The 23,094-nt window shown below is 71.3% G+C and carries 24 protein-coding genes; 17 read left to right on the top strand and 7 right to left on the bottom strand.

Going from position 1 to position 23,094, the window contains the following annotated elements:
* Nucleotides 1-31 precede the first annotated feature (31 nt).
* Entirely contained in the window at nucleotides 32-262 is a 231-nt protein-coding gene (locus tag ABD262_RS09565) for a hypothetical protein (protein ID WP_344134780.1), read from the top strand.
* A gap of 72 nt (nucleotides 263-334) precedes the next feature.
* Here ABD262_RS09565 and ABD262_RS09560 read toward each other — a convergent pair whose 3' ends face one another.
* Together ABD262_RS09560 and ABD262_RS09555 are read right to left on the bottom strand one after the other, a co-directional pair.
* Complete coding sequence (locus ABD262_RS09560; protein ID WP_344134777.1) at nucleotides 335-1,558, bottom strand: acetyl-CoA C-acetyltransferase; 1,224 nt, start codon at nucleotides 1,556-1,558, stop codon at nucleotides 335-337.
* 50 nt (nucleotides 1,559-1,608) lie between these two features.
* Complete coding sequence (locus ABD262_RS09555) at nucleotides 1,609-2,766, bottom strand: SGNH/GDSL hydrolase family protein (protein WP_344134774.1); 1,158 nt, start codon at nucleotides 2,764-2,766, stop codon at nucleotides 1,609-1,611.
* A gap of 210 nt (nucleotides 2,767-2,976) precedes the next feature.
* Between ABD262_RS09555 and ABD262_RS09550 the strand changes: the two genes are divergently transcribed.
* The gene (locus ABD262_RS09550; protein ID WP_344134771.1) at nucleotides 2,977-4,353 is read left to right on the top strand and encodes a cystathionine beta-synthase; all 1,377 of its coding nucleotides are present in this window, start codon (nucleotides 2,977-2,979) and stop codon (nucleotides 4,351-4,353) included.
* Between the two features lie 10 nt (nucleotides 4,354-4,363).
* On the opposite strand, the gene ABD262_RS09545 is transcribed toward ABD262_RS09550, so the two are convergent.
* Nucleotides 4,364-5,254 (bottom strand): cobalamin-binding protein, encoded by an 891-nt coding sequence (locus ABD262_RS09545; RefSeq protein WP_344134768.1) that lies wholly within the window; start codon nucleotides 5,252-5,254, stop codon nucleotides 4,364-4,366.
* Between the two features lie 184 nt (nucleotides 5,255-5,438).
* Here ABD262_RS09545 and ABD262_RS09540 point away from each other — a divergent pair, with 184 nt between their 5' ends.
* The 3 genes from ABD262_RS09540 (at nucleotide 5,439) to ABD262_RS09525 (ending at nucleotide 8,040) form a co-directional block, all read left to right on the top strand.
* On the top strand, nucleotides 5,439-6,914 hold the full coding sequence (locus ABD262_RS09540; protein ID WP_344134765.1) for an MFS transporter: 1,476 nt from the start codon (nucleotides 5,439-5,441) through the stop codon (nucleotides 6,912-6,914).
* A 9-nt stretch (nucleotides 6,915-6,923) separates the two neighbouring features.
* Nucleotides 6,924-7,616 carry a universal stress protein gene (locus tag ABD262_RS19620; RefSeq protein WP_425564838.1) on the top strand — a complete coding sequence of 231 codons (693 nt, stop codon included), beginning with the start codon at nucleotides 6,924-6,926 and terminating at the stop codon, nucleotides 7,614-7,616.
* On the top strand, nucleotides 7,510-8,040 hold the full coding sequence (locus ABD262_RS09525; RefSeq protein ID WP_344134756.1) for a DnaJ family domain-containing protein: 531 nt from the start codon (nucleotides 7,510-7,512) through the stop codon (nucleotides 8,038-8,040). Before ABD262_RS19620 ends, ABD262_RS09525 begins: the two co-directional genes overlap by 107 nt.
* An 18-nt stretch (nucleotides 8,041-8,058) precedes the next feature.
* On the opposite strand, the gene msrA is transcribed toward ABD262_RS09525, so the two are convergent.
* A complete protein-coding gene (gene msrA, locus ABD262_RS09520) occupies nucleotides 8,059-8,781 on the bottom strand; it encodes a peptide-methionine (S)-S-oxide reductase MsrA (RefSeq protein WP_425564843.1) in 723 nt (240 codons plus the stop codon).
* A gap of 127 nt (nucleotides 8,782-8,908) precedes the next feature.
* On the opposite strand from msrA, the gene ABD262_RS09515 reads away from it, so the two are divergent.
* From ABD262_RS09515 to ilvA, 7 genes are all read left to right on the top strand, one after another.
* Nucleotides 8,909-9,922 (top strand): GNAT family N-acetyltransferase, encoded by a 1,014-nt coding sequence (locus tag ABD262_RS09515; RefSeq protein ID WP_344134750.1) that lies wholly within the window; start codon nucleotides 8,909-8,911, stop codon nucleotides 9,920-9,922.
* Nucleotides 9,898-10,383: an MOSC domain-containing protein gene (locus tag ABD262_RS09510; protein WP_344134747.1), complete on the top strand. Its 486-nt coding sequence runs from the start codon at nucleotides 9,898-9,900 to the stop codon at nucleotides 10,381-10,383. The genes ABD262_RS09515 and ABD262_RS09510 overlap by 25 nt, the downstream gene beginning before the upstream one ends.
* A gap of 21 nt (nucleotides 10,384-10,404) precedes the next feature.
* Complete coding sequence (locus ABD262_RS09505; RefSeq protein ID WP_344134744.1) at nucleotides 10,405-11,595, top strand: cystathionine gamma-synthase; 1,191 nt, start codon at nucleotides 10,405-10,407, stop codon at nucleotides 11,593-11,595.
* Between the two features lie 16 nt (nucleotides 11,596-11,611).
* Nucleotides 11,612-12,940, top strand: a complete 1,329-nt coding sequence (locus ABD262_RS09500; RefSeq protein ID WP_344134741.1) for a glutamate mutase L — start codon at nucleotides 11,612-11,614, stop codon at nucleotides 12,938-12,940.
* 184 nt (nucleotides 12,941-13,124) lie between these two features.
* Complete coding sequence (locus ABD262_RS09495; protein WP_344134738.1) at nucleotides 13,125-14,108, top strand: ATP-binding cassette domain-containing protein; 984 nt, start codon at nucleotides 13,125-13,127, stop codon at nucleotides 14,106-14,108.
* Entirely contained in the window at nucleotides 14,105-14,962 is an 858-nt protein-coding gene (locus ABD262_RS09490; RefSeq protein ID WP_344134735.1) for an ABC transporter permease, read from the top strand. The genes ABD262_RS09495 and ABD262_RS09490 overlap by 4 nt, the downstream gene beginning before the upstream one ends.
* Nucleotides 14,963-15,010: 48 nt before the next feature.
* Nucleotides 15,011-16,237, top strand: a complete 1,227-nt coding sequence (ilvA, locus tag ABD262_RS09485; RefSeq protein ID WP_344134732.1) for a threonine ammonia-lyase — start codon at nucleotides 15,011-15,013, stop codon at nucleotides 16,235-16,237.
* A 111-nt stretch (nucleotides 16,238-16,348) separates the two neighbouring features.
* Here the strand turns inward: ilvA and greA are convergent, their stop codons facing one another.
* A complete protein-coding gene (gene greA, locus ABD262_RS09480) occupies nucleotides 16,349-16,843 on the bottom strand; it encodes a transcription elongation factor GreA (protein ID WP_344134730.1) in 495 nt (164 codons plus the stop codon).
* 381 nt (nucleotides 16,844-17,224) lie between these two features.
* Between greA and ABD262_RS09475 the strand changes: the two genes are divergently transcribed.
* Nucleotides 17,225-17,689 carry a hypothetical protein gene (locus ABD262_RS09475; RefSeq protein ID WP_344134727.1) on the top strand — a complete coding sequence of 155 codons (465 nt, stop codon included), beginning with the start codon at nucleotides 17,225-17,227 and terminating at the stop codon, nucleotides 17,687-17,689.
* Nucleotides 17,690-17,746: 57 nt separating this feature from the next.
* Here ABD262_RS09475 and ABD262_RS09470 read toward each other — a convergent pair whose 3' ends face one another.
* A complete protein-coding gene (locus tag ABD262_RS09470) occupies nucleotides 17,747-18,115 on the bottom strand; it encodes a DUF4307 domain-containing protein (protein WP_344134724.1) in 369 nt (122 codons plus the stop codon).
* 93 nt (nucleotides 18,116-18,208) lie between these two features.
* Between ABD262_RS09470 and mca the strand changes: the two genes are divergently transcribed.
* Both mca and ABD262_RS09460 read left to right on the top strand, forming a co-directional pair.
* Nucleotides 18,209-19,147 carry a mycothiol conjugate amidase Mca gene (gene mca / locus ABD262_RS09465; protein ID WP_344134721.1) on the top strand — a complete coding sequence of 313 codons (939 nt, stop codon included), beginning with the start codon at nucleotides 18,209-18,211 and terminating at the stop codon, nucleotides 19,145-19,147.
* A complete protein-coding gene (locus ABD262_RS09460) occupies nucleotides 19,144-19,443 on the top strand; it encodes a hypothetical protein (RefSeq protein ID WP_344134718.1) in 300 nt (99 codons plus the stop codon). Before mca ends, ABD262_RS09460 begins: the two co-directional genes overlap by 4 nt.
* Before the next feature lie 13 nt (nucleotides 19,444-19,456).
* On the opposite strand, the gene trhA is transcribed toward ABD262_RS09460, so the two are convergent.
* Complete coding sequence (gene trhA / locus ABD262_RS09455) at nucleotides 19,457-20,155, bottom strand: PAQR family membrane homeostasis protein TrhA (protein ID WP_344134715.1); 699 nt, start codon at nucleotides 20,153-20,155, stop codon at nucleotides 19,457-19,459.
* Between the two features lie 234 nt (nucleotides 20,156-20,389).
* Between trhA and ABD262_RS09450 the strand changes: the two genes are divergently transcribed.
* Both ABD262_RS09450 and phoH2 read left to right on the top strand, forming a co-directional pair.
* Complete coding sequence (locus ABD262_RS09450; protein ID WP_344134712.1) at nucleotides 20,390-21,151, top strand: isoprenyl transferase; 762 nt, start codon at nucleotides 20,390-20,392, stop codon at nucleotides 21,149-21,151.
* Nucleotides 21,152-21,549: 398 nt separating this feature from the next.
* On the top strand, nucleotides 21,550-22,878 hold the full coding sequence (gene phoH2 / locus ABD262_RS09445) for an RNA 5'-3' helicase PhoH2 (RefSeq protein WP_344134709.1): 1,329 nt from the start codon (nucleotides 21,550-21,552) through the stop codon (nucleotides 22,876-22,878).
* Nucleotides 22,879-23,094: the final 216 nt, after the last annotated feature.

The raw sequence follows: 23,094 nt of genomic DNA, 5'->3' as shown, positions 1-23,094 counted from the left end.
TCCGCAGGAGGTTTCGGCCGAACTGCAACGCGTGGTCCGGCGGTGGCAACAGCTGCCGCTGGACCACGCGCTGTCCTGTGCGCCGACCGTCCGCAGCCTGCTCGACGACCTCGCGGCGCCGGCCGGTCCGGTCCCCGACCTGGGGCCGGCCGTGCTCATGGACCAGCTGACCGTCCTCGTCTACGACGCGTGCGCAGCGGGCGGCGGAGCGTCGCACGGCCTCGCCGCTCGCCTCGGTGAGCTGCGCCGCGAGCTCGCCTGACCGGCATACCCGATCGAGGTGGGGTCCCACCGGATGCGGTCGGACCCCACCTCGATCGGGGAGGGACAGCGACTAGCTGAGGCGCTCGTAGATGATCGCCATGCCCTGGCCACCTCCGACGCACATCGTCTCGAGGCCGAACTGCCCGTCGCGGGCCGCGAGGCCGTTGAGCAGGGTCGTCGTGATCCGGGCGCCGGTCGAGCCGAAGGGGTGCCCGAGGGCGATGGCGCCGCCGTGCACGTTGAGCTTGTCGAAGTCCATGCCGAGGTCGTCGGCCGACGGCAGCACCTGGGCGGCGAAGGCCTCGTTGATCTCGTAGAGGTCCATGTCACCGATGGTCATGCCGGCGCGGGCCAGCGCCTGGCGCGACGCCTCGACCGGGCCGAGGCCCATGATCTCCGGCGAGAGCCCGGAGACACCGGTCGACACGACCCTGGCCAGCGGGGTGAGCCCGAGCTCCTTGGCCTTGGTGTCGCTCATGACCACCACGGCAGCGGCGCCGTCGTTGAGGGGGCAGCAGTTGCCCGCGGTGATCGTGCCCTGCTCGCGGAAGACCGGGTTGAGGCCCTGCAGCGCCTCGAGCGTGACCCCGGCTCGCGGGCCGTCGTCCTTGCTGACGACCGTGCCGTCACCGAGCGTGACCGGGGCGATCTCGCGCTCGAAGAAGCCGTCGGCGATGGCCTTCTCGGCGCGGTTCTGCGAGGAGACGCCCCACTCGTCCTGGCGCTCACGGGAGATGCCGCGCAGGGTCGCGACGTTCTCGGCGGTCTGGCCCATCGAGAGGTAGACGTCGGGCAGCAGGCCCTGCTGGCGCGGGTCGGCCCAGGTCTCGTTGCTCTTGGCGATCTGCTCGCTGCGCGCGGCGGACCCGGCGAACTTGGGGTTCTGGTCATCGCCCGAGGAGCCGCCGGCGCCCGCCCAGTTGGTGTACTGCGAGACGCACTCGACCCCGCCGGACACGAAGATGTCACCCTCGCCGGCCTTGATCGCGTGGTAGGCCATCCGCGTGGTCTGCACCGAGGAGGCGCAGAACCGGTTGATGGTCGACCCCGGCAGCCCGTCGAAGCCGGCGAGGACGGCGACGACCCGGGCCATGTTCGACCCGTGCTTGCCGGACGGCTCGGCGCAGCCCCAGTAGAGGTCCTCGACCAGCGTGGGGTCGAGCTCGGGGAGCTTGGCGAGGGCCGCGGAGATCACCTGCACCGACAGGTCGTCGGGGCGGATGTCCTTCAGCGAGCCCTTGAACGCGCGCCCGATGGGCGTGCGGGCGGTCGAGACGATGACGGCTTCGGTCACGGGATCCTCCTCATGCAACAGCTGCGAGGGGCCGCGAGATGAGCGGCCGCTTAGTCAGCCTCGATGGTATGCCGTGGGGCCGGGTCGGCGACTGTGGCGTTGCTCTCGTCGGGGACGGCCTCGCCCCGGCCCGCCTCGCCTCGACCGGACTCCGCGGCCGGGCCGGCCGGCGGCGCGCTCTCGCCTGCCGGGCGGGGGTTGGCCTGGGGCCCGGGCACTGAGTCGTGCGGGCGGCGCAGCAGCATCGCCCAGCGACCTCGGGGGCCGCGGGCCTGACCCGCGATCTTCGTCGCCGAGACCTCCGTACCGGGGTCGCGGACCGCGTACTGGGCGGCCACGGCCACCGGGCCCACACCCTCACCGCGGCGGGTGTCGGGGTGCGGCTCCTCGCTCGGCTCGCCGATCCGGACCCCCAGGGCGGCGTAGACGCTGGGGAGGAGCGCGGCGGCGGCGCGCGCGTAGCCGGCGGGGGAGGGGTGGAACCGGTCGGCGCTGAACATCTCGTGCGGGCGCTCGGCGAACTCGGGGCCGAGCAGGTCGCCGAGGGACACCGTGCGTCCGCCGGCCTCGACGACCGCGACGGTCTGGGCCGCGGCCATGTCACGCGACCAGCGGCGTCCGATGAGCCGCAACGGCTGGGGGATCGGCTGGATGGTGCCGAGGTCGGGGCAGGTGCCGACGACGACCTCGGTGTCGAGGGCGCGCAGGGCTCGGACCGTGGTCTCGAGGTGACGGACGGCGACGGCCTTGTTGATCCGGTGGGTCACGTCATTGGCGCCGACCATGATGATCGCGACGTGCGGCCTCGGCACCTGGTCGAGCGCGTTCGCGAGCTGGAGCTCGAGCCCCGAGGACTCGGCGCCCACGACGGCGGTGTTGGTGAGCCGGACCGGGCGACCGGTCAGGGCGGAGACGCCGTTGGCGATGATCGCGCCGACCGTCTGGTAGCGGTGATCGGCACCCATGCCGGCGGCCGAGGAGTCGCCCAGGACGACGAGCTCGACCGGGTCGCCGACGCCCGCGCCGTAGACGCCGTTGTCGTCGGGGGAGCCGTCGAACGGCTGGCCCACGATGCGCCGCGCCACCACGGCCTCAGCCTTGAGCACGCCGTAGCCGAGCGCGCCCAGCACACCGATCCCCGCAGCGAGCCCGCCCCCACCGTACGCGGCGGTGGCGGCGATCTTGCGGGCGCGTCGTGCCCGACCCATGGGCCATCCCCTCTCGTCCGTGGTCTCTCTGACGGTAACGCTCGATGCCGACATGGTGATCCCCTCCCCCCTCGATGGTGCGCCGGGGGCGTGTGCTTGGGATCCATCAGTTGGCGGAGGGGCACGGGACGGCGTCACCGGAGTCAGTGGGGCGTCGCCGGGACCGCCGGGGCGTCCTGCCGGGTGTCCACCATCTGAGAGGATGGCGGGGTGAAGTACGCAGAGCACATCTCCGACCTGGTCGGGAACACGCCCCTCGTCAAGCTGAACTCGGTCACCGAGGGGATCGCGGCCACGATCCTCGCGAAGGTGGAGTACCTGAACCCCGGCGGGTCGGTGAAGGACCGCATCGCGCTGAAGATGATCGAGGCGGCCGAGGCCTCCGGTGAGCTGAAGCCGGGGGGCACCATCGTCGAGCCGACCTCCGGCAACACCGGGGTCGGGCTGGCCCTGGTGGCCCAGCGCAAGGGCTACAAGTGCGTCTTCGTGTGCCCCGACAAGGTGAGCCAGGACAAGCGCGACGTGCTCAAGGCGTATGGCGCCGAGGTCGTGGTCTGCCCGACCGCCGTGGCGCCCGACCACCCGGACTCCTACTACGAGACGTCCGACCGCCTGGTCCGCGAGATCGAGGGCGCCTGGAAGCCGAACCAGTACGCCAACCAGAACGGCCCGGCCTCCCACTACGAGACGACCGGCCCCGAGGTGTGGGACGACACCGAGGGACAGGTCACGCACTTCGTCGCGGGCGTCGGCACCGGAGGCACCATCACGGGCACCGGCCGCTACCTGCGCGAGGTCTCGCAGACCCGTGAGGGCGGACGCGTGCGCATCATCGGCGCCGACCCGGAGGGCTCGGTCTACTCCGGGGGCACCGGACGCCCCTACCTGGTCGAGGGTGTCGGTGAGGACTTCTGGCCGACCGCCTACGACCCCGAGGTGGTCGACGAGGTCATCGCGGTCAGCGACGCCGACTCCTTCGAGATGACGCGCCGCCTGGCCAAGGAGGAGGGCCTCCTCGTCGGCGGCTCGTGCGGCATGGCGGTCGTCGCGGCCCTGCGGGCGGCCAAGGACCTTCCCGCCGAGGCGGTCGTCGTGGTGCTCCTGCCCGACAGCGGCCGTGGGTACATGTCGAAGATCTTCAACGACGACTGGATGAACTCCTACGGCTTCATGCACACCCACACCGAGACGACCGTCGGCGAGGTGCTCCACAAGAAGGCCGGAGACCTGCCGGCGCTCGTGCACACCCACCCCACCGAGACGGTCCGCGACGCGATCGAGATCCTCCACGAGTACTCCGTCTCGCAGATGCCCGTCGTGAAGGCCGAGCCGCCCGTGATGGCCGGCGAGGTCGCCGGGTCGGTCAGCGAGCGCGCCCTGCTCGAGGCGCTGTTCAACGGCAGCGCGCACCTCACCGACCCCGTCGACAAGCACATGGAGCCGGCGCTGCCGCTGGTCGGTGCCGGTGAGCCCGTCACGGCTGCGCGCCACGAGCTCGAGAAGCACGACGCGATCATGGTCGTCGAGGACGGCAAGCCGGTCGGGGTGCTGACCCGCGCCGACCTGTTGATCGCCCTGGTCGACTAGGGCCGCGACGTCACCGCAGCCGTCGCGCCATGTCCTGGCGCGGCGGCCGCGCCGTGTCCGGGTGCAGGATGCCGGCCAGCGCCTCGACCCCGTCGACCAGCCGAGGCCCGGGGCGGGCGAAGCTGGCGTTCGCGTCGACCGCCCAGACGGGTATGCCGTCGGGCAGCTCACCGTCGTCGATCGCCTTGCGCGCCAACGCCGTCGACCCCTGGAGGTCGTAGCCGCACGGTGCGCAGACGATGACCTCGGGGGCGCTCTGACGCACCGCCTCCCAGGTGACGCGCACCGACTTCTCACCAGCCGTCCCGAGGGTGTTGACGCCCCCGGCCCGGGTGACCATCTCGGGCACCCAGTGGCCGGGCGCGAAGGCCGGGTCGGTCCACTCGAGCACCAGCGTGCGTGGGCGGGAGGCCGCGCGCACGGCTGACTCCACGGCATGGAGGCGGTCGCGGAGGCCGGCCACGACGGCGGCCGCGCGCTCGGCGGTGCCCGTCGCGGACCCGAGAGTGGTGATGGAGGCGAGCACCTCGTCGAGGGTGTGGGGGTCGATGGTGAGGACGTCGGCACGGCAGCCCAGGAAGGCCAGTGCGTCGTCGACGACCGAGACGTCGACGGCGCACACGGCGCACAGGTCCTGGGTGACCACGAGGTCGGCGTCGAGGCCGCCGAGGGCCCCGGCGTCGAGGTGGTAGAGGTCCTCCCCGGCCGCCATGGCCCGGCTGACGAAGGCGTCGATGTCGCTCGCCGAGAGGCCCTCGGGGATGGCGGTCGTGGAGACGATCGTGCGCTCCCGGGCCTCGGCCGGGGTGTCGCACTCGAACGTGACCCCCACCACCTGGTCACCGGCCCCGAGCGCGAACAGGATCTCCGTCGTCGAGGGCAACAGGGACACGATCCGCATGCCGCGACCCTACGCGGGCCCGTCCCGAGCCCGAGCCTGGAGTGACCCCGGAGGGCTGGACGGGCCTGGTCCGGGCGCATCACTGCAGGTCAGGTAGGTTTCAGCGCGCACATCGGACAAACCCGGCGTAGGTTCGCGCGTTGGGTGCCCAGCGCAACTACAGACACGGACCGAGGAGCGCACGATGACCACAGCAGCACCGCCGACCGACCCGGCGGCCGTGAAGAGCCTGATCCCGTTCCGGATGGACCGGCTCCCGTGGGCGCGGTTCCACTGGATGGTGGTCGTGGGCCTGGGGGTCTCGTGGATCCTCGACGGGCTGGAGATCCAGCTGGTCTCCAACGCCGGCTTCCAGGACAGCCTGGGGATGAGCGCGAAGGAGGTCGGTCTCGCGGGCACCATCTACCTCATCGGGCAGGTGGTGGGTGCCCTGACGTTCGGGCGGCTGACCGACACCCTCGGCCGCAAGAAGCTGTTCATCATCACCCTGGCGATCTACCTCGTCGGCTCCGGCATCGCGGGGCTCGCGTGGACGCCGTGGTTCCTCTACGTGTGGCGGTTCGTGGCCGGCCTCGGGATCGGGGGCGAGTACACGGCCATCAACTCGGCCATCGACGAGCTGATCCCCGCGAAGTACCGCGGGCGGGTCGACATCGCCATCAACGGCACCTACTGGGCCGGCGCGCTGCTCGGGGCGTTCGCGAGCTTCTGGCTGCTCGACACCGACCACGTGGCGGCGAACGTCGGCTGGCGCATCGCCTTCTTCATCGGCCCGGTCATGGGCCTGGTCATCATCTGGCTGCGCCGGCACATCCCGGAGAGCCCGCGGTGGATGGTCACGCACGGTCAGGGCGAGGAGGCCGAGCGGATCGTCGACGACATCGAGGCCACCGTGCAGTCGCACGGCCACGAGCTGGCCACGGTCGACGAGAGCAAGGCCATCAGCATCAAGGCCAAGGAGTCCATCCCGTTCAAGGACCTCATGCACGTCTTCATCAAGAAGTACCCGTCGCGGACCGTGCTGGGGCTGACCATGATGATCACGCAGAGCTTCCTCTACAACGCGATCTTCTTCACCTACGCGTTGGTGCTGCAGAACTTCTACGGTCTGGAGAAGTCCGACGCGGCGATCTACTTCATCCCGTTCGCGATCGGCAACCTGGCCGGGCCCCTGATGCTCGGGCACCTCTTCGACACCATCGGCCGTCGCAAGATGATCTTCTCGACCTACATGATCGCGGGGATCGTGTTGCTCGTGTCGGCGTTCCTGTTCAAGGCCGGCGCACTCAACGCGACGACCCACACGATCTTCTGGTGCGTCTCGTTCTTCTTCGCCTCCGCCGGGGCGTCCTCGGCCTACCTCACGGTGAGCGAGATCTTCCCCCTCGAGGTCCGGGGCCAGGCGATCTCCTACTTCTTCGCCATCGCCCAGGTCTTCGGCGCCATCGGCCCGGTCCTGTTCGGCTCGTTCATCCCCGAGGACGGCAAGGACCGCAACCCGCTGTTCTGGGGTTACGTCCTGGCCTCGGCGATCATGTTGGTCGGCGGGCTGGTCGCGATGAAGATCGGTGTCGACGCCGAGGGCAAGGGGCTCGAGGACATCGCCGACCCCCTCAGCAAGGTGTCGGACGAACCGCCGGTCGAGCCGGCCCGCGCGTAGGAGGCGGACATGGCAGACGAGAGCCAGCCCTACACGATCGTCGTCGGCGTCAGTGCGACGTCGAAGTCGCCGACCGCCCTGCACTGGGCCACCGAGCTGGCCGCCCTGCGCGGTGGTCGGGTCGTGGCGGTGCGGGCCTGGCGACCGACGCCACCCCAGACGGCCTCGCGGGTCACGCCGTCACCGATCGCCGAGGACGTGCCCTCGGCGAGGGCCCAGGCGCTCGCCGACCTGCGGGCCGACGTGGCCGAGGTGCTCGGGGGCCAGCACGAGGTCGACGTCCAGCTCGTGCAGGGCGGCCGGCGCAAGACCCTCCTCGCGGCGGCGGAGCACGCCGACCTCCTGGTCGTCGACGCGCCCCGGCGGCTCGACCGGGGCGCACTGCCGGGGTTCGCCCAGCGCCTCGTCCAGACTGCGCGGTGCCCCGTCGTCGTGATGCCGCCGAGCGTGTCCGGTGCCCCGCGCACCCCGCTGCAGCGTGCGGCCAGCTCCATGGCACGCAACGTCACGGAGGCGGCGGGGCGCGNCGACGGTTTGCCGCGGGCCCTCCCCCGCGCCATCCCTTCGCCTGCGCCGCGCGGGTTAGGTTGGCACCATGGAGAACTGGGAATCTCCGGTCGAACGGGCCATCCGCGAGGCGCAGGAGCGTGGGGACTTCGACAACCTGCCCGGGACGGGCAAGCCGCTGCGCAGCCTCGGTGACCCGGAGCGGGAGGACCCGGACTGGTGGGTCAGGCAGCTGGCCGAGCGGGAGCACCTCGACCTGTCCGGCGCGCTGTCACCGCCGTTGGCGCTGCGCAAGGAGGCGGCCACCTTCCCGGGGTCGCTGCTCGACCTGCGCACCGAGGCGAGCGTGCGTGCCGTGCTCGACGACTACAACCACCGGGTGAAGACGGACCGGCTGCGTCCCGGGGTCGGTGCGAGCTTCCCGATCTGGGCACCCCTGGTCGACGTCGACGACATGGTGGCGCAGTGGCGCACCCTCCGCGAGGCCGCCCAGGCCGAGCGGGCCTCCCGGGCCGCGCACGAAGCCACCACCGTCACCTCGGCGGCCGGTCAGGAGGCTCCGTACCGCCAGGGGTCGTCCTGGCTCGGTCGGCTGCTGCGCCGGTCTCGCGGGTCCTGACGGGTCAGCGGTCAGCGGTCAGCCGCCGAGGTCGCTCGAGTCGTTGACGCGCAGCACGCTCTCCTGGCTCGGCAGCTGGTCCTGCTTCACGAGGCCCACCGGGCAGGTCATGCCGTTGGGCCCGTGGTTGCAGTAGCCACCGGGGTTCTTGTAGAGGTACTGCTGGTGGTAGTCCTCGGCGTAGTAGAACGGGCCGGCGTCCTCGGCTGACCGCAGCTCGGTGGTGATGGTGCCGAAACCGTTGTCGGCCAACACCTTCTGGAAGGCCTCACGGGTCGCCTCGGCGGCGCGCTGCTGGTCGGGGGTGGTCCAGTAGATCGCCGACCGGTAGGCCGTGCCGATGTCGTTGCCCTGCCGGTTGCCCTGGGTCGGGTCGTGGTTCTCCCAGAACTCCTTGAGCAGCAGCTCCGGGCTGGTCTGCTCGGGGTCGTAGGCGACCAGCACGGCCTCGGCGTGGCCGGTCAGGCCAGTGCAGGTCTCCTCGTAGGTGGGGTTCGGGGTGAGGCCGCCCATGTAGCCGGCCGCCGTCGTGACGACCCCCGGGAGCCGCCAGAAGATGCGCTCGGCGCCCCAGAAGCAGCCCATCGCGAGGTAGAGCACCTCGGTGCCCTCAGGCCAGGGACCCTCGAGCGGGGTGTGCAGGACGACGTGCTCGTCGGCGATGTGGAAGGGACGGGTCTCCCGTCCGCGCAGGGCGTTCTCGGGGGTGGGCAGGGTGGTCTTGGCGCGCGATCCGAATATCACGACTCGTCCAACGCGGCCCGCCCCACGACTGTTCCGTGGCCGGACCTTACGGCCCGATGACACCCCGCCCACCACGCCGGCAAACTCGCTGGCACAGACCGGCTCGCTCGGGAAGGGTGAGGCCATGGTCACCATCACCCTGATCAAGGACCCGGACCACACCCAGCGACAGCTCTTCGACGACTGGGCCGGGGTGCTCGCCGCCGACGGGCGGCACCAGTTCGGGCCGGACCACACCGCCCACTCGGCCGACGAGCTGCGCGAGATGAGCCACAGCACCGACCGGCGCCGGGTCACCTGGGCCGCCGTGGACCCCCAGGGCACGGTGGTGGGTGCCGCGGCCCTCGTGATGCCGCAGCACGACAACCGGTCGCAGGGGCTGCTGATCGTCATCGTCCACCCCGACCACCGCCGGCGCGGGGTCGGCACCGCCCTGCTCGAGCACGTCGAGTCCGCAGCGCACGACCACGGCCGCACCGTCCTTCTCGCCGAGACGCAGTGGCCGGTGGGCGTCCGCGACGAGAGCGGCGAGCACTTCGCCGCACGACACGGGTATGCCGGTGCGCAGACCGTGCTGCGCAGCTCGCTGTCCCTGCCCGCGGACCGCCGTCGGCTGGACGCGGTGCTGACGGCGGACGACGCGGACGGCTACCTGGTGCGGACCTGCTGGGACGGCATACCGGAGGCCTGGCTGGCGGGGCGCGCGGAGCTGAGTCGGCGGATGAGCACCGACATCCCGACGGGCGACCTCCAGCTCGAGGAGGAGCGCTGGGACGTGGAGCGGGTGCGGGCCGACTACGAGCGGATCGCGGCCATGGGCAGGCGCGTCATCGACGCGTTCGCCCTCCACGAGGAGAGCGGGGAGCTGGTCGGGTACACGCAGGTGCAGGTGCCGCAGGCGCACCCGGAGGTGGCTTTCCAGCAGGACACGCTCGTCCTGCGCGAGCACCGGGGCCACGGCCTGGGCCTGCGGATGAAGGCCGCCGGCACGGTGGCGCTGATGGAGGGTTCTCCGGCGACCACGAGCGTGCGCACCTGGAACGCCGACGACAACGCCCCCATGCTCGCGGTCAACCACGCCCTGGGCTTCGTGCACGACGGCATGATGCGCGAGTGGCAGAAGGTGGTGGCGCCGTGATGGACGACCCGCTCGACGTCGACCTGGGCACGGTGCTCTCGAGCCACGTCGCGAAGGCGACCAAGCTCCCCATGCGGCCGGTCGAGTCGGTCGTCGCCGAGGCCGGAGTCGGCCTGGTCGGCGACCGCTACCACGGCTCCAGGCACCGCCACGTCACAGTGCAGTCCGCCGCGGCGCTCGCCGAGGCGAGCGGGGTGCTGGGCGCCGAGGTCGAGCCGGGAGCGACCCGCCGCAACGTCACCGTCTCCGGGGGTCCGGTCCCCAGCCGGCCGGGCACACGGGTGCGGATGGGCGAGGCCCTGCTGGAGGTCGTCCGCCCCGCGGCACCCTGTCGGTTGATGGACGACCTCATCGCCCCCGGGGCCATGAAGGCGCTCCACGCGCGCGGGGGCACGGTCTTCCGGATCCTCGAGGGTGGCGTCGTCCGGGTGGGCGACCCGGTGGTGCGGGAGGGCTCCTGAGCGGGGACTAGCCTTGCCGCCATGACCGAGCAGCACAGCACCGACCACGGCTTCTCGACGCGTGCGATCCACGCGGGGCAGGAGCCGGACGCCGGCACCGGAGCGGTGATCACGCCCATCTTCCAGGTGTCCACCTACAAGCAGGACGGGATCGGGGGCTTCCGCGGCGGCTACGAGTACAGCCGCTCGGCCAACCCGACCCGCACCGCCCTGGAGGAGTGCTTCGCGGCCCTCGAGGGAGGCGCTCGCGGGTTCGCGTTCTCCTCCGGGCTGGCCGGCCAGGACACCGTGCTGCGGGCGCTGCTCGCCCCGGGTGACCACGTGGTCGTCCCGAGCGACGCATACGGCGGCACCTACCGGCTGTTCAACAAGGTCCTGACCACGTGGGGTGTCGACCACACCATCGCGCCGATGGGCGACCTCGACGCGGTCCGGGCCGCGATCCGCCCGGGCAGCACCAAGATCCTGTGGGTCGAGACCCCCACGAACCCGCTGCTCGGGATCGCCGACATCGCCGCCCTCGCCGAGGTCGCGCACGGTGCCGGCGCCCTGCTGGTGGTGGACAACACCTTCGCCTCGCCCTACCTCCAGCAGCCGCTCGCCCTCGGCGCCGACATCGTCACGCACTCGACGACGAAGTACTGCGGCGGGCACTCCGACGTCGTCGGCGGCGCTGTCGTCGTGGGCCACGAGATCACCGTGCCCGGATTCGAGGACGCGGTGGATCGCGTTGCGTTCCATCAGAACTCGATGGGTGCGGTGGCCGGGCCGATGGACGCCTGGCTGGTCCTGCGCGGGTTGAAGACGCTGGCGCTGCGGATGGAGAAGCACAGTGACAACGCCGAGCGCGTGGTCGAGTTCCTCACCGCCCACCCGGCCGTCAGCGCGGTCCACTACCCGGGTCTCGAGAGCCACCCCGGCCACGAGGTCGCCAAGCGCCAGATGAAGCGCTTCGGCGGCATGATCTCGTTCCAGGTCAGGGCCGGGGAGGACGTCGCCGTCAAGGTCTGCGGCGAGACCCAGCTGTGGACCCTTGGCGAGTCGCTCGGCGGCGTCGAGTCGCTCATCGAGCACCCCGCCCGCATGACCCACGCCTCGGTCGCCGGCACCGAGCTCGAGGTGCCGGCCGACCTGATCCGCCTGTCGGTCGGCATCGAGGACGTCGAGGACCTCATCGCCGACCTCCGGCAGGCCCTCGACCGGCTCGGCTGAGGCGAGCGGCCCGCTCGTGCAGCTGCTGTGTGTCGACTTCGGGTCGACCTTCACCAAGGCGGTGCTCGTCGACGGCGAGGGTGCGGTGGTGGCCACCGTCTCCACGCCCACCACCGTCGGCACCGATGTCCTCGACGGCTACCGCACGCTCCGCGCCCGGCTCGCCCACCACGGTGCGGTCGACGAGGTGCTGGCCTGCTCCAGCGCCGGGGGCGGGCTGCGACTGGCCGTGGTCGGGTACGAGCGCGACGTCACGGCGCAGGCCGGCTACCGCGTGGGTCTCAGTGCCGGGGCGCGCGTCGCCCACGTGACCTCCGGGCCGCTCTCGGGCGCCGAGGTGAAGGCCCTGCGGGACAGCCGCCCCGATCTCGTGCTGCTCGTGGGCGGCACCGACGGCGGCAACGCCGAAGTGTTGCTGCACAACGCAGCCCGGCTCGCCAAGGCGCGGATCGGCGCGCCCGTGGTCGTGGCCGGCAACGTCGACGCTCGCGCCGAGGTGGTGGCCGTCCTGACCACCACCGGCCGCTCCGTCGCCGTGGCCGACAACGTCCTCCCGTCGATCGGCGTGATCGCCCCGGAGTCGGCGCGGGCCGCGATCCGGCGCGTCTTCCTCGAGCACGTGATCGGCGGCAAGGGGCTGTCGCGCGGGCCGGAGTTCGCCGCGATGGTGCAGGCGCCGACTCCCGACGCCGTCCTCGACGGGGTCGCCGTGCTCGCCGAACACCTCGACGGCGACGTGCTGGTCGTCGACATCGGTGGGGCGACGACCGACGTCTACTCGGCGCTGCGCCCTCAGGGCGAGGACTCGGGGCTGGCCAAGGACGTGGTGGCCCCGCTCTGGCACGCGCGCACCGTCGAGGCCGACCTCGGGATGCGGTGGAACGCCGAGGGCATCGTCGAGGCGGCCAGCCGCGAGCACGTGGCCCTGCCCGAGGGTGCCGACAGGTATGCCGCGAGCCTGGTCCGCGACACCGGTCACCTCCCGGCCGACGAGCGCGAGTGGGCCCTCGACCTCGCCCTGGCCCGGGCCGCGGCGGTGGTGGCCGTGCGCCGTCATGCCCGGCCCCCGGCGCCGGGGGCCGGGGCCCGACCACTGGCCGACGTGCAGGTCGTGGTGGGTTCGGGTGGCGTCCTGCGGCACGCCACCGACCCCGGTCGGGACGAGGTGCTGCGCGCGGTCGCGAGCGACCACGCGGGGGGCTGGAAGGTCCCCAGGGAGGCCGCCCTGGTGACAGACACGGCATACCTGCTCTTCGCGGTGGGGTTGCTGCGCTCCGCGCACCCTGCCGTGGCTCGGGCGCTCGCCCGGACGGTGGTCGGAGGGGCTGTCGGTGCCCGGTCCTAACGTCGGGGCATGAACGACGACGCAGCCCCGACCAGCGACACCTCCCTGACCGGCCGCGCAGTCTCGAGGGCTTGTGCCGCTCGGGCAAACGCGATACAACGTGTTCTGACAGACGCGATATAACGTGAATGGAGTGCCGGAAAATGGATGGTCGAGCCCCCGCCACGGAGCCTAGGGTCGAGCGATGACCTCCCTCGCGATCGAGGCCGAGCACCTCGTCAAGAAGTTCGGCGACCAGCTGGCCGTCGACGACGTCTCCTTCTCCGTGCCCGAGGGGTCGGTGCTGGGGCTCCTCGGCCCCAACGGTGCCGGCAAGACCACGACGGTGCGGATGATGACGACCCTGGCCACGCCGACGAGCGGCACTGCACGAGTGGCCGGCCACGACGTCCTGCGCGAGCCCGACGCGGTGCGCCGGTCGATGGGCCTGACCGGGCAGGCCGCGACGGTGGACGAGCTGCTGACCGGCCGCGAGAACCTCCGGCTCATCGGGTCCCTCTACGGCCTGTCGTCCGGCTACGTGAAGTCTGCCGGGGCAGACCTCCTCGAGCGGTTCTCGCTCACCGAGGCGGCCGACCGCACCGTGAAGACCTACTCGGGCGGCATGCGACGCCGGCTCGACCTTGCGGTCAGCCTGATCGCCACCCCGCCCGTGCTGTTCCTCGACGAGCCCACCACGGGTCTCGACCCGCGCAGCCGCGTCGAGCTGTGGGAGGTCCTGCGCGGACTGGTCAAGGACGGCACCACGCTGCTCCTGACGACGCAGTACCTCGAGGAGGCCGACCAGCTCGCCGACCGCATCGTCGTCATCGACCGTGGCCAGATCATCGCCGAGGGCACGCCGCTGGAGCTCAAGGACCGCAGTGGCAAGGCCAGCCTGGTGCTGACCGTGTCGCGCGCCGAGGACCTGCAGACCGCGGCCGCCATGCTGCGCCAGCGGGTCTCCGAGGTGCACGTCGACGAGGCCGCCCGGCAGCTGACGGCGCCGGCCGAGGGGCTGCGCGACATGACCCGCATCGCGGCGGTCTTCGAGGACAGCGCCATCGAGCTCGACGACCTCGGGCTCAAGCGCCCGAGCCTCGACGACGTGTTCCTCCACCTCACCGGCCACCGCGCCGAGGACTCTTCGACCAGCGCCACCGAGCCAGAGCAGGAGCAGGCGTCATGACCACCGACACCACCACCCGGCAGTCGGCCAGCGGGATAGCCCGTCCCGAGATCAGGCCGACCGGTCTGCTGCGCCAGTCGCTGGCCATCACCCGGCGCAACCTGATCCACATCAAGCGGATGCCCGAGATGCTGATGGACGTCACCATCCAGCCGGTCATGTTCGTGCTGCTCTTCGCCTACGTCTTCGGCGGCTCCATCTCGGTGCAGGGCTCGCCCGCCGGCTACCGCGAGTGGCTGATGGGCGGGATCATGGGGCAGACGATCGCCTTCGCCTCCTTCATCGTCGCCGTCGGGCTCACCGCCGACATCGACAAGGGCATCGTCGACCGCATGCGCTCCCTGCCGATCAACCCCTCGGCCGTGCTGGTGGGCCGCAGCATCTCCAGCCTCCTGCACTCCAGCATCGGCATCCTCGTGATGTCGGTGACGGGGCTGTTCGTCGGCTGGCGGATCCGCGGCAACTTCGCCGAGGCGGTGCTGGCCTATGCGCTGCTGTTGCTCTGGGGCTTCGCGATGATCTGGATCGGCATCCTCGTCGGGTCGGCGATGCGCTCGGTCGAGGCCGTGAACGGGCTGATGTTCACGACGATGTTCCCGATCACGTTCCTCGCCAACACCTTCGCGCCGACCGACAACATGCCGCACGTGCTGCGGGTCATCGCCGAGTGGAACCCCATCTCGTCGCTGGTCCAGGCGGTCCGGCAGCTGTGGGGCAACGACATACCCGTGCCGGCGGACGCGCAGCTGCCGCTGCACCACCCGATCATCACCACGCTGATCTGGACGGTCGGGCTCACCCTGGTGGTGGCCCCGCTCGCGATCCGGGCCTTCGCCAAGCGCACCCAGGGCTAGCCGCTGGCGCGTCGGTGGGCCGGCTCTGGAGGGACTAGCCTTCCGGCCATGGCATCACCGACGCTGTCAGTCACCCTGGCCGACGTACGCGCTGCGCAAGACCTGCTCAGCGGCGTCGTCCGCCCCACCCCGCTCGAGTACAGCCGGGCCCTGTCCGACCGGGTCGGCGCCGAGGTGTTCCTCAAGTGCGAGAACCTCCAGCGGGCCGGCTCCTTCAAGATCCGCGGCGCCTACACCCGCATGGCTCGCCTCTCCGACGAGGAGAAGGCCCGCGGGGTGGTCGCGGCGAGTGCCGGCAACCACGCCCAGGGGGTGGCCCTCGCCGGCCAGCTGCTCGGCATCGACGTCAAGGTCTACATGCCCTTCGGCGCCCCGATGCCCAAGCTGCTGGCCACCCAGGCCTACGGCGCCACCATCGAGCAGGTCGGCACGACCATCGACGAGTGCCTCGTCAAGGCTCGCGAGTGGGAGTCGACCAACGGCGCGGTCCTGATCCACCCCTTCGACCACCGCGACATCGTCGCGGGCCAGGGCACCGCGGGTCTGGAGATCCTCGACCAGTGCCCTGACGTCCGCACCATCGTGGTCAGCACCGGCGGTGGCGGGCTCCTCGCCGGCATCGCCGTGGCCGTCCGCGCGGCGCGGCCCGACGTGCGGATCATCGGCGTGCAGGCCGAGCAGGCCGCGGCCTACCCGTTGTCGCTGGCGGCGGGCAAGCCGGTGGCGTTCGAGAACATGCAGACGATGGCCGACGGCATCGCCGTCGGGATGCCCGGTGACGTGCCCTACGCGCTGGTGCGCGACCTGGTCGACGCGATCGAGACGGTCAGCGAGGAGGAGCTGTCCAGGGCCCTGCTCTTCGTCCTCGAACGCGCCAAGCTCGTCGTCGAGCCGGCCGGTGCAGCAGCCGTGGCCCACCTCCTCGAGCGAGCCGGCCGGCAGCACGTGGACGGCCCTGTCGTCGCGGTCCTGTCCGGCGGCAACATCGACCCGCTGCTGCTCCTGCGCATCATCCGGCACGGCATGGCCGCCGCCGGTCGCTACCTGCAGTTCCGGGTGCGGATCTCCGACCGGCCCGGCCACCTGGCCCGGCTGCTCGCCGACTGCGCGGCTGTCGACGCCAACGTGCTGGAGGTCGAGCACATCCGCACCGGCACGACGATCACGGTCGACGAGGTCGAGATCGGGCTGCAGCTCGAGACCCGGGGCAAGCAGCACTGCGAGGAGGTCCTGCGGACCCTGCGCGGCAAGGGCTACCAGCTCAAGTTCGGCTGACCGGCATACCGCGCTGACCGGCATACCGCTGCGTGTGGGGTGGGCCTGCCGCACGCCACACGAAAGGGCCGCCCCGAGGGGCGGCCCTTCGTCGTGCGGTGGTGGTCCGGCTCAGCCGCCGTGCGGCGTGGCGCCCTTCACGGACACCTGGATGACCTTGCCGTTGGGAGCCTTGTAGGAGGCCTTGTCGCCGACCTTCTTGCCGTTGATCGCGGCGCCGAGGGGTGACTTCTCGCTGTAGACCTCGAGGTCGCTGTCGCCCGCGATCTCGCGCGACCCGAGCAGGAACGTCACGTCGTCGCCGAACATCTCGACGGTGACGACCATGCCGGGCTCCACGATGCCGTCGTCGGCGGGCTTGGCGCCCACGATGGCGTTCTCGAGCAGCTGGGTCAGCTGGCGGATGCGGGCCTCCATCTTGCCCTGCTCCTCCTTGGCCGCGTGGTAGCCGCCGTTTTCCTTGAGGTCGCCTTCGTCGCGAGCAGCCTCGATCTTCTTGGCGATCTCCGTACGGCCTTCTCCGGACATCTGGTCCAGCTCGGCCTTCAGACGGTCGAAGGCCTCCTGGGTCAGGTAGCTCGCGGTGGGGGTCGCGGTCTCGCTCACGGTGATACTCCTTGCTCGGGTCCCCGTCGGACGCGGTTGCGTCTCGGAGAGGGTGGTACGCACAGCGGCCCGGACCCCGACCACGTTCGCTGTGATGTCGCAGTGGCTGGTCCAGACCGCTCGGTGAAAGGACAAGACTACCTCGCCCCGCACGAACCCGTCGATTTCAGCGAGCATCTGGACAATCCCGAGGTATGCCGCGTGGCTGGCTCCCCGACGTGGCAGCACCCTGGCGAATGCGCAGGTCAGGCCGGGATTCGCAGGACCCTCGGACGGGGCCTGGGCGCCCCTTCGAACCGACCCCTAGCCAGTCCCAAGTGGTGGGAGGCACCCTCGTCGCAGACGCCCACCCAGGACGTCCCGACCCGAGGAGAGCACCGCATGTCCACCACCGCCCCCGACCGCCGGGCCGACGCCTCGACCGGCCGAGCACTGCGGGTGATCCCGCACAGCACGACCGGATCGCTCCGACTGGCGATGGGGGTGCTGCTCGTCACCGACGTCGTGGGCGGGCTGTTGGCCGTCCGGGCCGGGGTGAACACCTGGGGGCAGGCCTGGGGCCCCGAAGCCCTGCTGGCCGCCCCGGTGCCGATGATCCTGGTGCAGCTGCTGCTGGTCTGGCTCGCCACGCGCCGCGCCGGCCGTGGGGCGGCGGTCGCTGCCGGGCTCCTGGCGACCGCCTGCCTCGTGAGCGTGGTGTCGGGGTTCTTCGACGGCGGCCTGGGCAACGCCGAGCTGTCCGCCGGGCTGGCTGCCTACCAGTACTTCCTGCTGGCGGTCACGACCGTGGTGGGTGCACTGGGCGTGCGACGCGCCGTGGCCGCCCTCCGGGACGGGACGCGCTGAGCCGCGAGCGGTCCCTGCTCGCCGACGGCGCCGCCGGGCTCGGTGCCGGCATCCCCGTCAGGAGTCGCGCGCGCAGCTGCGCACGCTGCCGCCCACCGCGCGGGAGGCGGTGCGGACGACGACCTGCTGGTGCACGGACCGCTCGTTCGACGGGGGCACCTTGACCTCGAGCACCCCGACGACACCGTGGGCCGTGTCCTGGGCCTGCACGGTGCAGGTGACGGAGTCGCCGGGGGAGCGGTGCACGTCGAACCCGACCTGCACGCTGCGGTCGTCGATGACCTTGTAGTCCGTGTCGGTGAAGGTGACGGCCCCCAGGCTGTTCGCCAGGCCGAGCCACACGGCCAGCGCGATGCCGATCGTGCAGCCGATCGTGCCGATGACCCACCAGCGGCCGGTGCCGGGGGCGGGACGGGGGAGCGGCATGGGTGACCTTCCGCGGGTGAGAGGATGGCTGGCGGTCCGGCTGTACGTCGCCGGACGGAACCATTGTCGGCGATGGACGAGTGAGGTTTGCAGGTGGCTGACCGGTTGCGGCTCATGGCGGTGCACGCGCACCCCGACGACGAGTCGAGCAAGGGCGCGGCGACGATGGCCAAGTACGCCAGGACGGGGTACGACGTGCTCGTCGTGTCGTGCACGGGCGGTGAGCGCGGTGACGTGCTCAACCCCAAGCTCAAGGGCGACCCCCACATCGAGCGCGACCTGGCCCAGGTGCGGCGCGACGAGATGAAGCAGGCCCAGGAGATCCTCGGCGTCGACCACACCTGGCTGGGCTTCGTCGACTCCGGCCTCCCCGAGGGCGACCCGCTCCCGCCGCTGCCGGACGGCTGCTTCGCGCTCGAGCCGATCGAGGTCACGACCGAGGCGCTGGTCCGCGAGATCCGGCGCTTCCGGCCCCACGTGATGACGACCTACGACGAGAACGGTGGCTACCCGCACCCCGACCACATCATGACCCACACGGTCTCGATGGCAGCGTTCGCGGCGGCGGGTGACGCCGCGGCATACCCGCACGCGGGCGAGCCGTGGCAGCCCCTGAAGCTCTACTACAACCAGGGCTTCTCCAAGGCGCGCATCATCGCCTTCCACGAGGCGCTCACCGCCCTCGGCGAGGAGAGCCCGTATGCCGAGTGGCTGGAGCGCTGGGAGGACCGGCCGGAGCGCGTGATCACCACGCGGATCCCCTGCTCCGACTACTTCGACGTGCGCGACCAGGCGTTGCTGGCGCACGCGACCCAGATCGACCCCGACGGCACCTGGTTCAAGGTGCCGCGGGAGGTGCAGGCCGAGGTCTGGCCGACCGAGGAGTACGAAGCGGCGCTGTCGTACCTGCCGATCGAGCCGGTCGAGGACGACCTGTTCGCCGGGATTCCCGACGTGGCGACGGGTGACGAGCTGGCCACCGGCGGCGACCTCGAGATCGCCTACGACGGACGCAAGGAGACGACCACGTGAACGGCGCACCATCGGCGATGGTCTCGCCCGGGCTCTGGGGGTTCGTGGCGTTCTTCGTGCTGGCCCTGGCGCTCTACCTCTTGATGCGCAACATGAACGCGCGGATGCGGCGGATGTCCTACGCCGCCCAGGAGCGCGAGCGGGAGGCCGACGCGAAGGCGGGCCGACGCGACGCCGAGGCGGACGACCCGACGGCGGGCGACCCCAAGTCGGGCGACCCCAAGTCGGGCGAGCGGGGGCCGGACGGGGCTTCTGCGGACGACGACGAGGGCCGGACCGGGGAGTCCGGCACCTAGCGGCAGCGGTGCGTCAGCTGGCGGAGCCGGCGCCGTAGACCGACATCGACGCCGCGATGTAGTGCACGGTGAACGCCGCGACGGTCAGGGTGTGGAAGATCTCGTGGAAGCCGAACCAGCGCGGGGAGGGGTTCGGGCGCTTGATGCCGTAGACGAGCGCGCCCACGGTGTAGAGCAGTCCACCGACGGCGATCAGCGTGACGATCGCGGGCCCACCGAACTTCAGCAGCGGGCCGAGGTAGAAGACGGCGACCCAACCGAGCGCGACGTAGACCGGCGTGTAGAGCCAGCGCGGTGCCCCGACCCAGAACACGCGGAACAGGACGCCGGCGACGGCGCCGATCCAGACGATGAGCAGCATCGTGCGGGCGTCGTCACGCGGCAGCAGCAACGCGAACGGCGTGTAGGTGCCCGCGATGATGAGGAAGATGTTGGAGTGGTCCATCCGCTTGAGCACACCGGCCACCTTGGGCGACCAGTTGCCGCGGTGGTAGACCGCTGAGGTGCCGAACAGCAGCCAGGCGGTGATGCTGAAGACGGTGGCGGCGAGCCGCGCAGGAGTGGTGGGGGCCAGTGCGATGAGGACGATGCCCGCCACCACGGCCAGGGGGACCATGCCCGCGTGCAGCCAGCCGCGCAGGTGGGGCTTCACTGCAGCGACGACAGACTCGAGGGGTCCCTGCGTGGTACCGGGGTCGGGTGCTGTGGTCATGGGCCCACTCTAACCTACGGTTGCGTAGGTTACTAGCGCGTAGGTTGTGAGGATCGCCTCACGAGGGCCGGGAACCAGCCCACCTGCCCCACCCGCCCCGGCCGTCACGCGTTCCCGGTCGCAGCCCCGTCCGTGTCGACCGACAGGAGCTCGAGCGGGAGAACGCCTCGGCGCTGGCGACCTGGTCGTCATCCTGCCTGACCGCGACCGCCGGACGGGGGTAGCGTGGTGCCCGTGGCGCTGTCCGACCTCCTGTATGCCGCGTACGAGCGGCGACTGAGTCGTCGCCTCTCCCGGGAGACGCTCCCGCGACACGTCGGCGTGATGCTGGACGGCAACCGCCGGTGGGCCAAGGCCCGGGGCCACGGCACCAAGGAAGGCCACCAGGCCGGGGCGGACAACATCGCCGGGTTCCTCGACTGGTGCGAGGAGGCTCGGGTCGAGGTCGTCACGCTGTGGCTGCTGTCCACCGACAACCTCAACCGGCCACCTGCCGAGGTCGTTCCACTGCTGTCGATCATCGAGACGACGGTCACCGACCTCGCCCAGACCAAGCGGTGGGTGATCAACCCGGTGGGCTCGCTCGACCTGCTGCCGGCGGAGACCGCCCGACGGCTCAAGGAGGCCGCCGACCTGACCGAAGGCGTGCAGGGGATGACCGTCAACGTCGCGGTCGGCTACGGCGGTCGCCAGGAGATCACCGACGCCGTCCGCTCGATGCTCATCTCGCACGCCGCCAACGGCACGACGATCGAGGAGCTGGCCGAGAGCCTCCAGGTCGAGCACATCGCCGAGCACCTCTACACCAAGGGCCAGCCCGACCCCGACCTCGTCATCCGCACCTCGGGGGAGCAGCGACTCTCCGGGTTCCTGCTCTGGCAGAGCGCCCACAGCGAGTTCTACTTCTGCGAGGCCTACTGGCCCGACTTCCGGCACGTCGACTTCCTCCGCGCGCTGCGCGCCTACGCCGAGCGCAACCGCAGGTTCGGCGGTTAGCTGACCGACCCAGGGCTCAGGGGCGGCTGACCGACGCGAGGGTCGGGGCCCTTCCCGGGGCACGCGGCATACCAACGTCTGAGGGGCCCATCGGGCCAACGGGTTAACTCTGGATGACACGCCGCGAGCCTGCCCTCCCCGGGGTCGGGTGAGTCGTACCGTCCGTAGTGACGCGGGGCACCCGTCCCGCGTTCGGGGAGGCCAACCTATGGAGCAGATCCAGCTCCGAGCGGAGGGCCGGAACCGGCGCTCCCGCGGTGGGAAGGCCTGGTCCCGGCACCTCGTTCGCGAGTAGGCGCACCGCGCCGAAGCGCGCGCTGTGCCAAGGAGAGACATTGGCCTCGAACCACGACACCACCCGTCGTACCTCCTCAAGCACTGCGGCCGCGCCCCGCGCCATGCCGGTTCCGAAGGCCACGGGCAAGATCAAGGCCCCCGCCTTCCGGACGTTCGTCCTCGACACGTCCGTCCTCCTGTCCGACCCGCGCGCCATGCTGCGGTTCAAGGAGCACGAGGTCGTGCTGCCGGTGGTCGTCGTCACCGAGCTCGAGGCCAAGCGTCACCACCCCGAGCTGGGCTACTTCGCCCGGCAGGCGCTCCGACTGCTCGACGACCTGCGGATGAGCGAGGGCCGGCTCGATGCGCCGGTCGCCGTGGGCGACGACGGCGGCACGCTGCGCGTCGAGCTCAACCACACCGACCCGAGCTCGCTGCCGGCCGGGTTCCGACTGGGGGACAACGACACCCGCATCCTGTCGGTCGCCAAGAACCTGTCCGACGAGGGCTTCGCCGTGACGGTGGTCAGCAAGGACCTCCCGATGCGGGTCAAGGCGTCGGCGGTCGGCCTGGAGGCCGAGGAGTACCGCGCGGAGCTCGCGATCGACAGCGGGTGGACCGGGATGGCCGAGCTCGACGTCACGGTCGAGGAGATGGACTCCCTCTACGAGCACGGGCGGATCGAGCACGAGACGGCGGCCGAGATGCCGTGCCACACCGGGTTGGTCCTGCTCTCGCCGCGGGGAAGCGGTCTGGGGCGGGTCGGCGCCGACAAGCAGATCCGACAGGTCCGCGGTGACCGCGACGCGTTCGGCCTGCACGGTCGCAGCGCCGAGCAGCGGATCGCGCTCGACATCCTGCTCGACCCCGACGTGGGCATCGTGTCGCTCGGCGGGCGGGCAGGCACCGGCAAGTCGGCGCTCGCGTTGTGCGCCGGCCTCGAGGCGGTGATGGAGCGTCGCCAGCAGCGCAAGGTCGTGGTCTTCCGCCCCCTGTATGCCGTTGGCGGCCAGGAGCTGGGCTACCTCCCGGGCAGCGAGTCCGAGAAGATGGGCCCGTGGGCCCAGGCGGTCTTCGACACCCTCGGCGCGCTGGTGTCGCACGAGGTGGTCGAGGAGATCATGGACCGAGGGATGCTCGAGGTCCTGCCCCTGACCCACATCCGGGGCCGCTCCCTGCACGACGCGTTCGTCATCGTCGACGAGGCCCAGAGCCTCGAGCGCAACGTGCTGCTGACCGTGCTGTCACGGGTGGGCCAGAACTCGCGGGTCGTGCTGACCCATGACGTGGCGCAGCGCGACAACCTCCGGGTGGGGCGGCACGACGGTGTCGCAGCGGTGATCGAGGCGCTCAAGGGCCATCCGCTGTTCGCCCACGTCACGCTCACCCGCAGCGAGCGCAGCCCGATCGCGGCGCTGGTGACCGACCTGCTGGAGGGCCTGGAGGTCTGACGCACCCTCGACGGGTGGCCCGGAGTTCGGCGGCCGACGGCGGCCGCCGTGCTCCAGTGGGGAAGCGCGGCATTTTCCCCCTGGATCGCGGCGGCGCCTCAGCCGAAAGGATGACTCTGGGGTCACATCCGTCACAGCAGCCACAGAAACGCCAGGACGATTTCAGTTCGCGTCACCCGGTCGGGTAAGGTCTCGGTTTCATAACGTGCCGGGACG

Origin of the sequence: Pedococcus bigeumensis, from assembly GCF_039531795.1 — a bacterium.
Lineage (GTDB): Bacteria > Actinomycetota > Actinomycetes > Actinomycetales > Dermatophilaceae > Pedococcus > Pedococcus bigeumensis.
The sequence above is the reverse complement of the archived record's forward strand: the minus strand, read 5'-3'. Positions and strand labels throughout refer to the sequence as shown.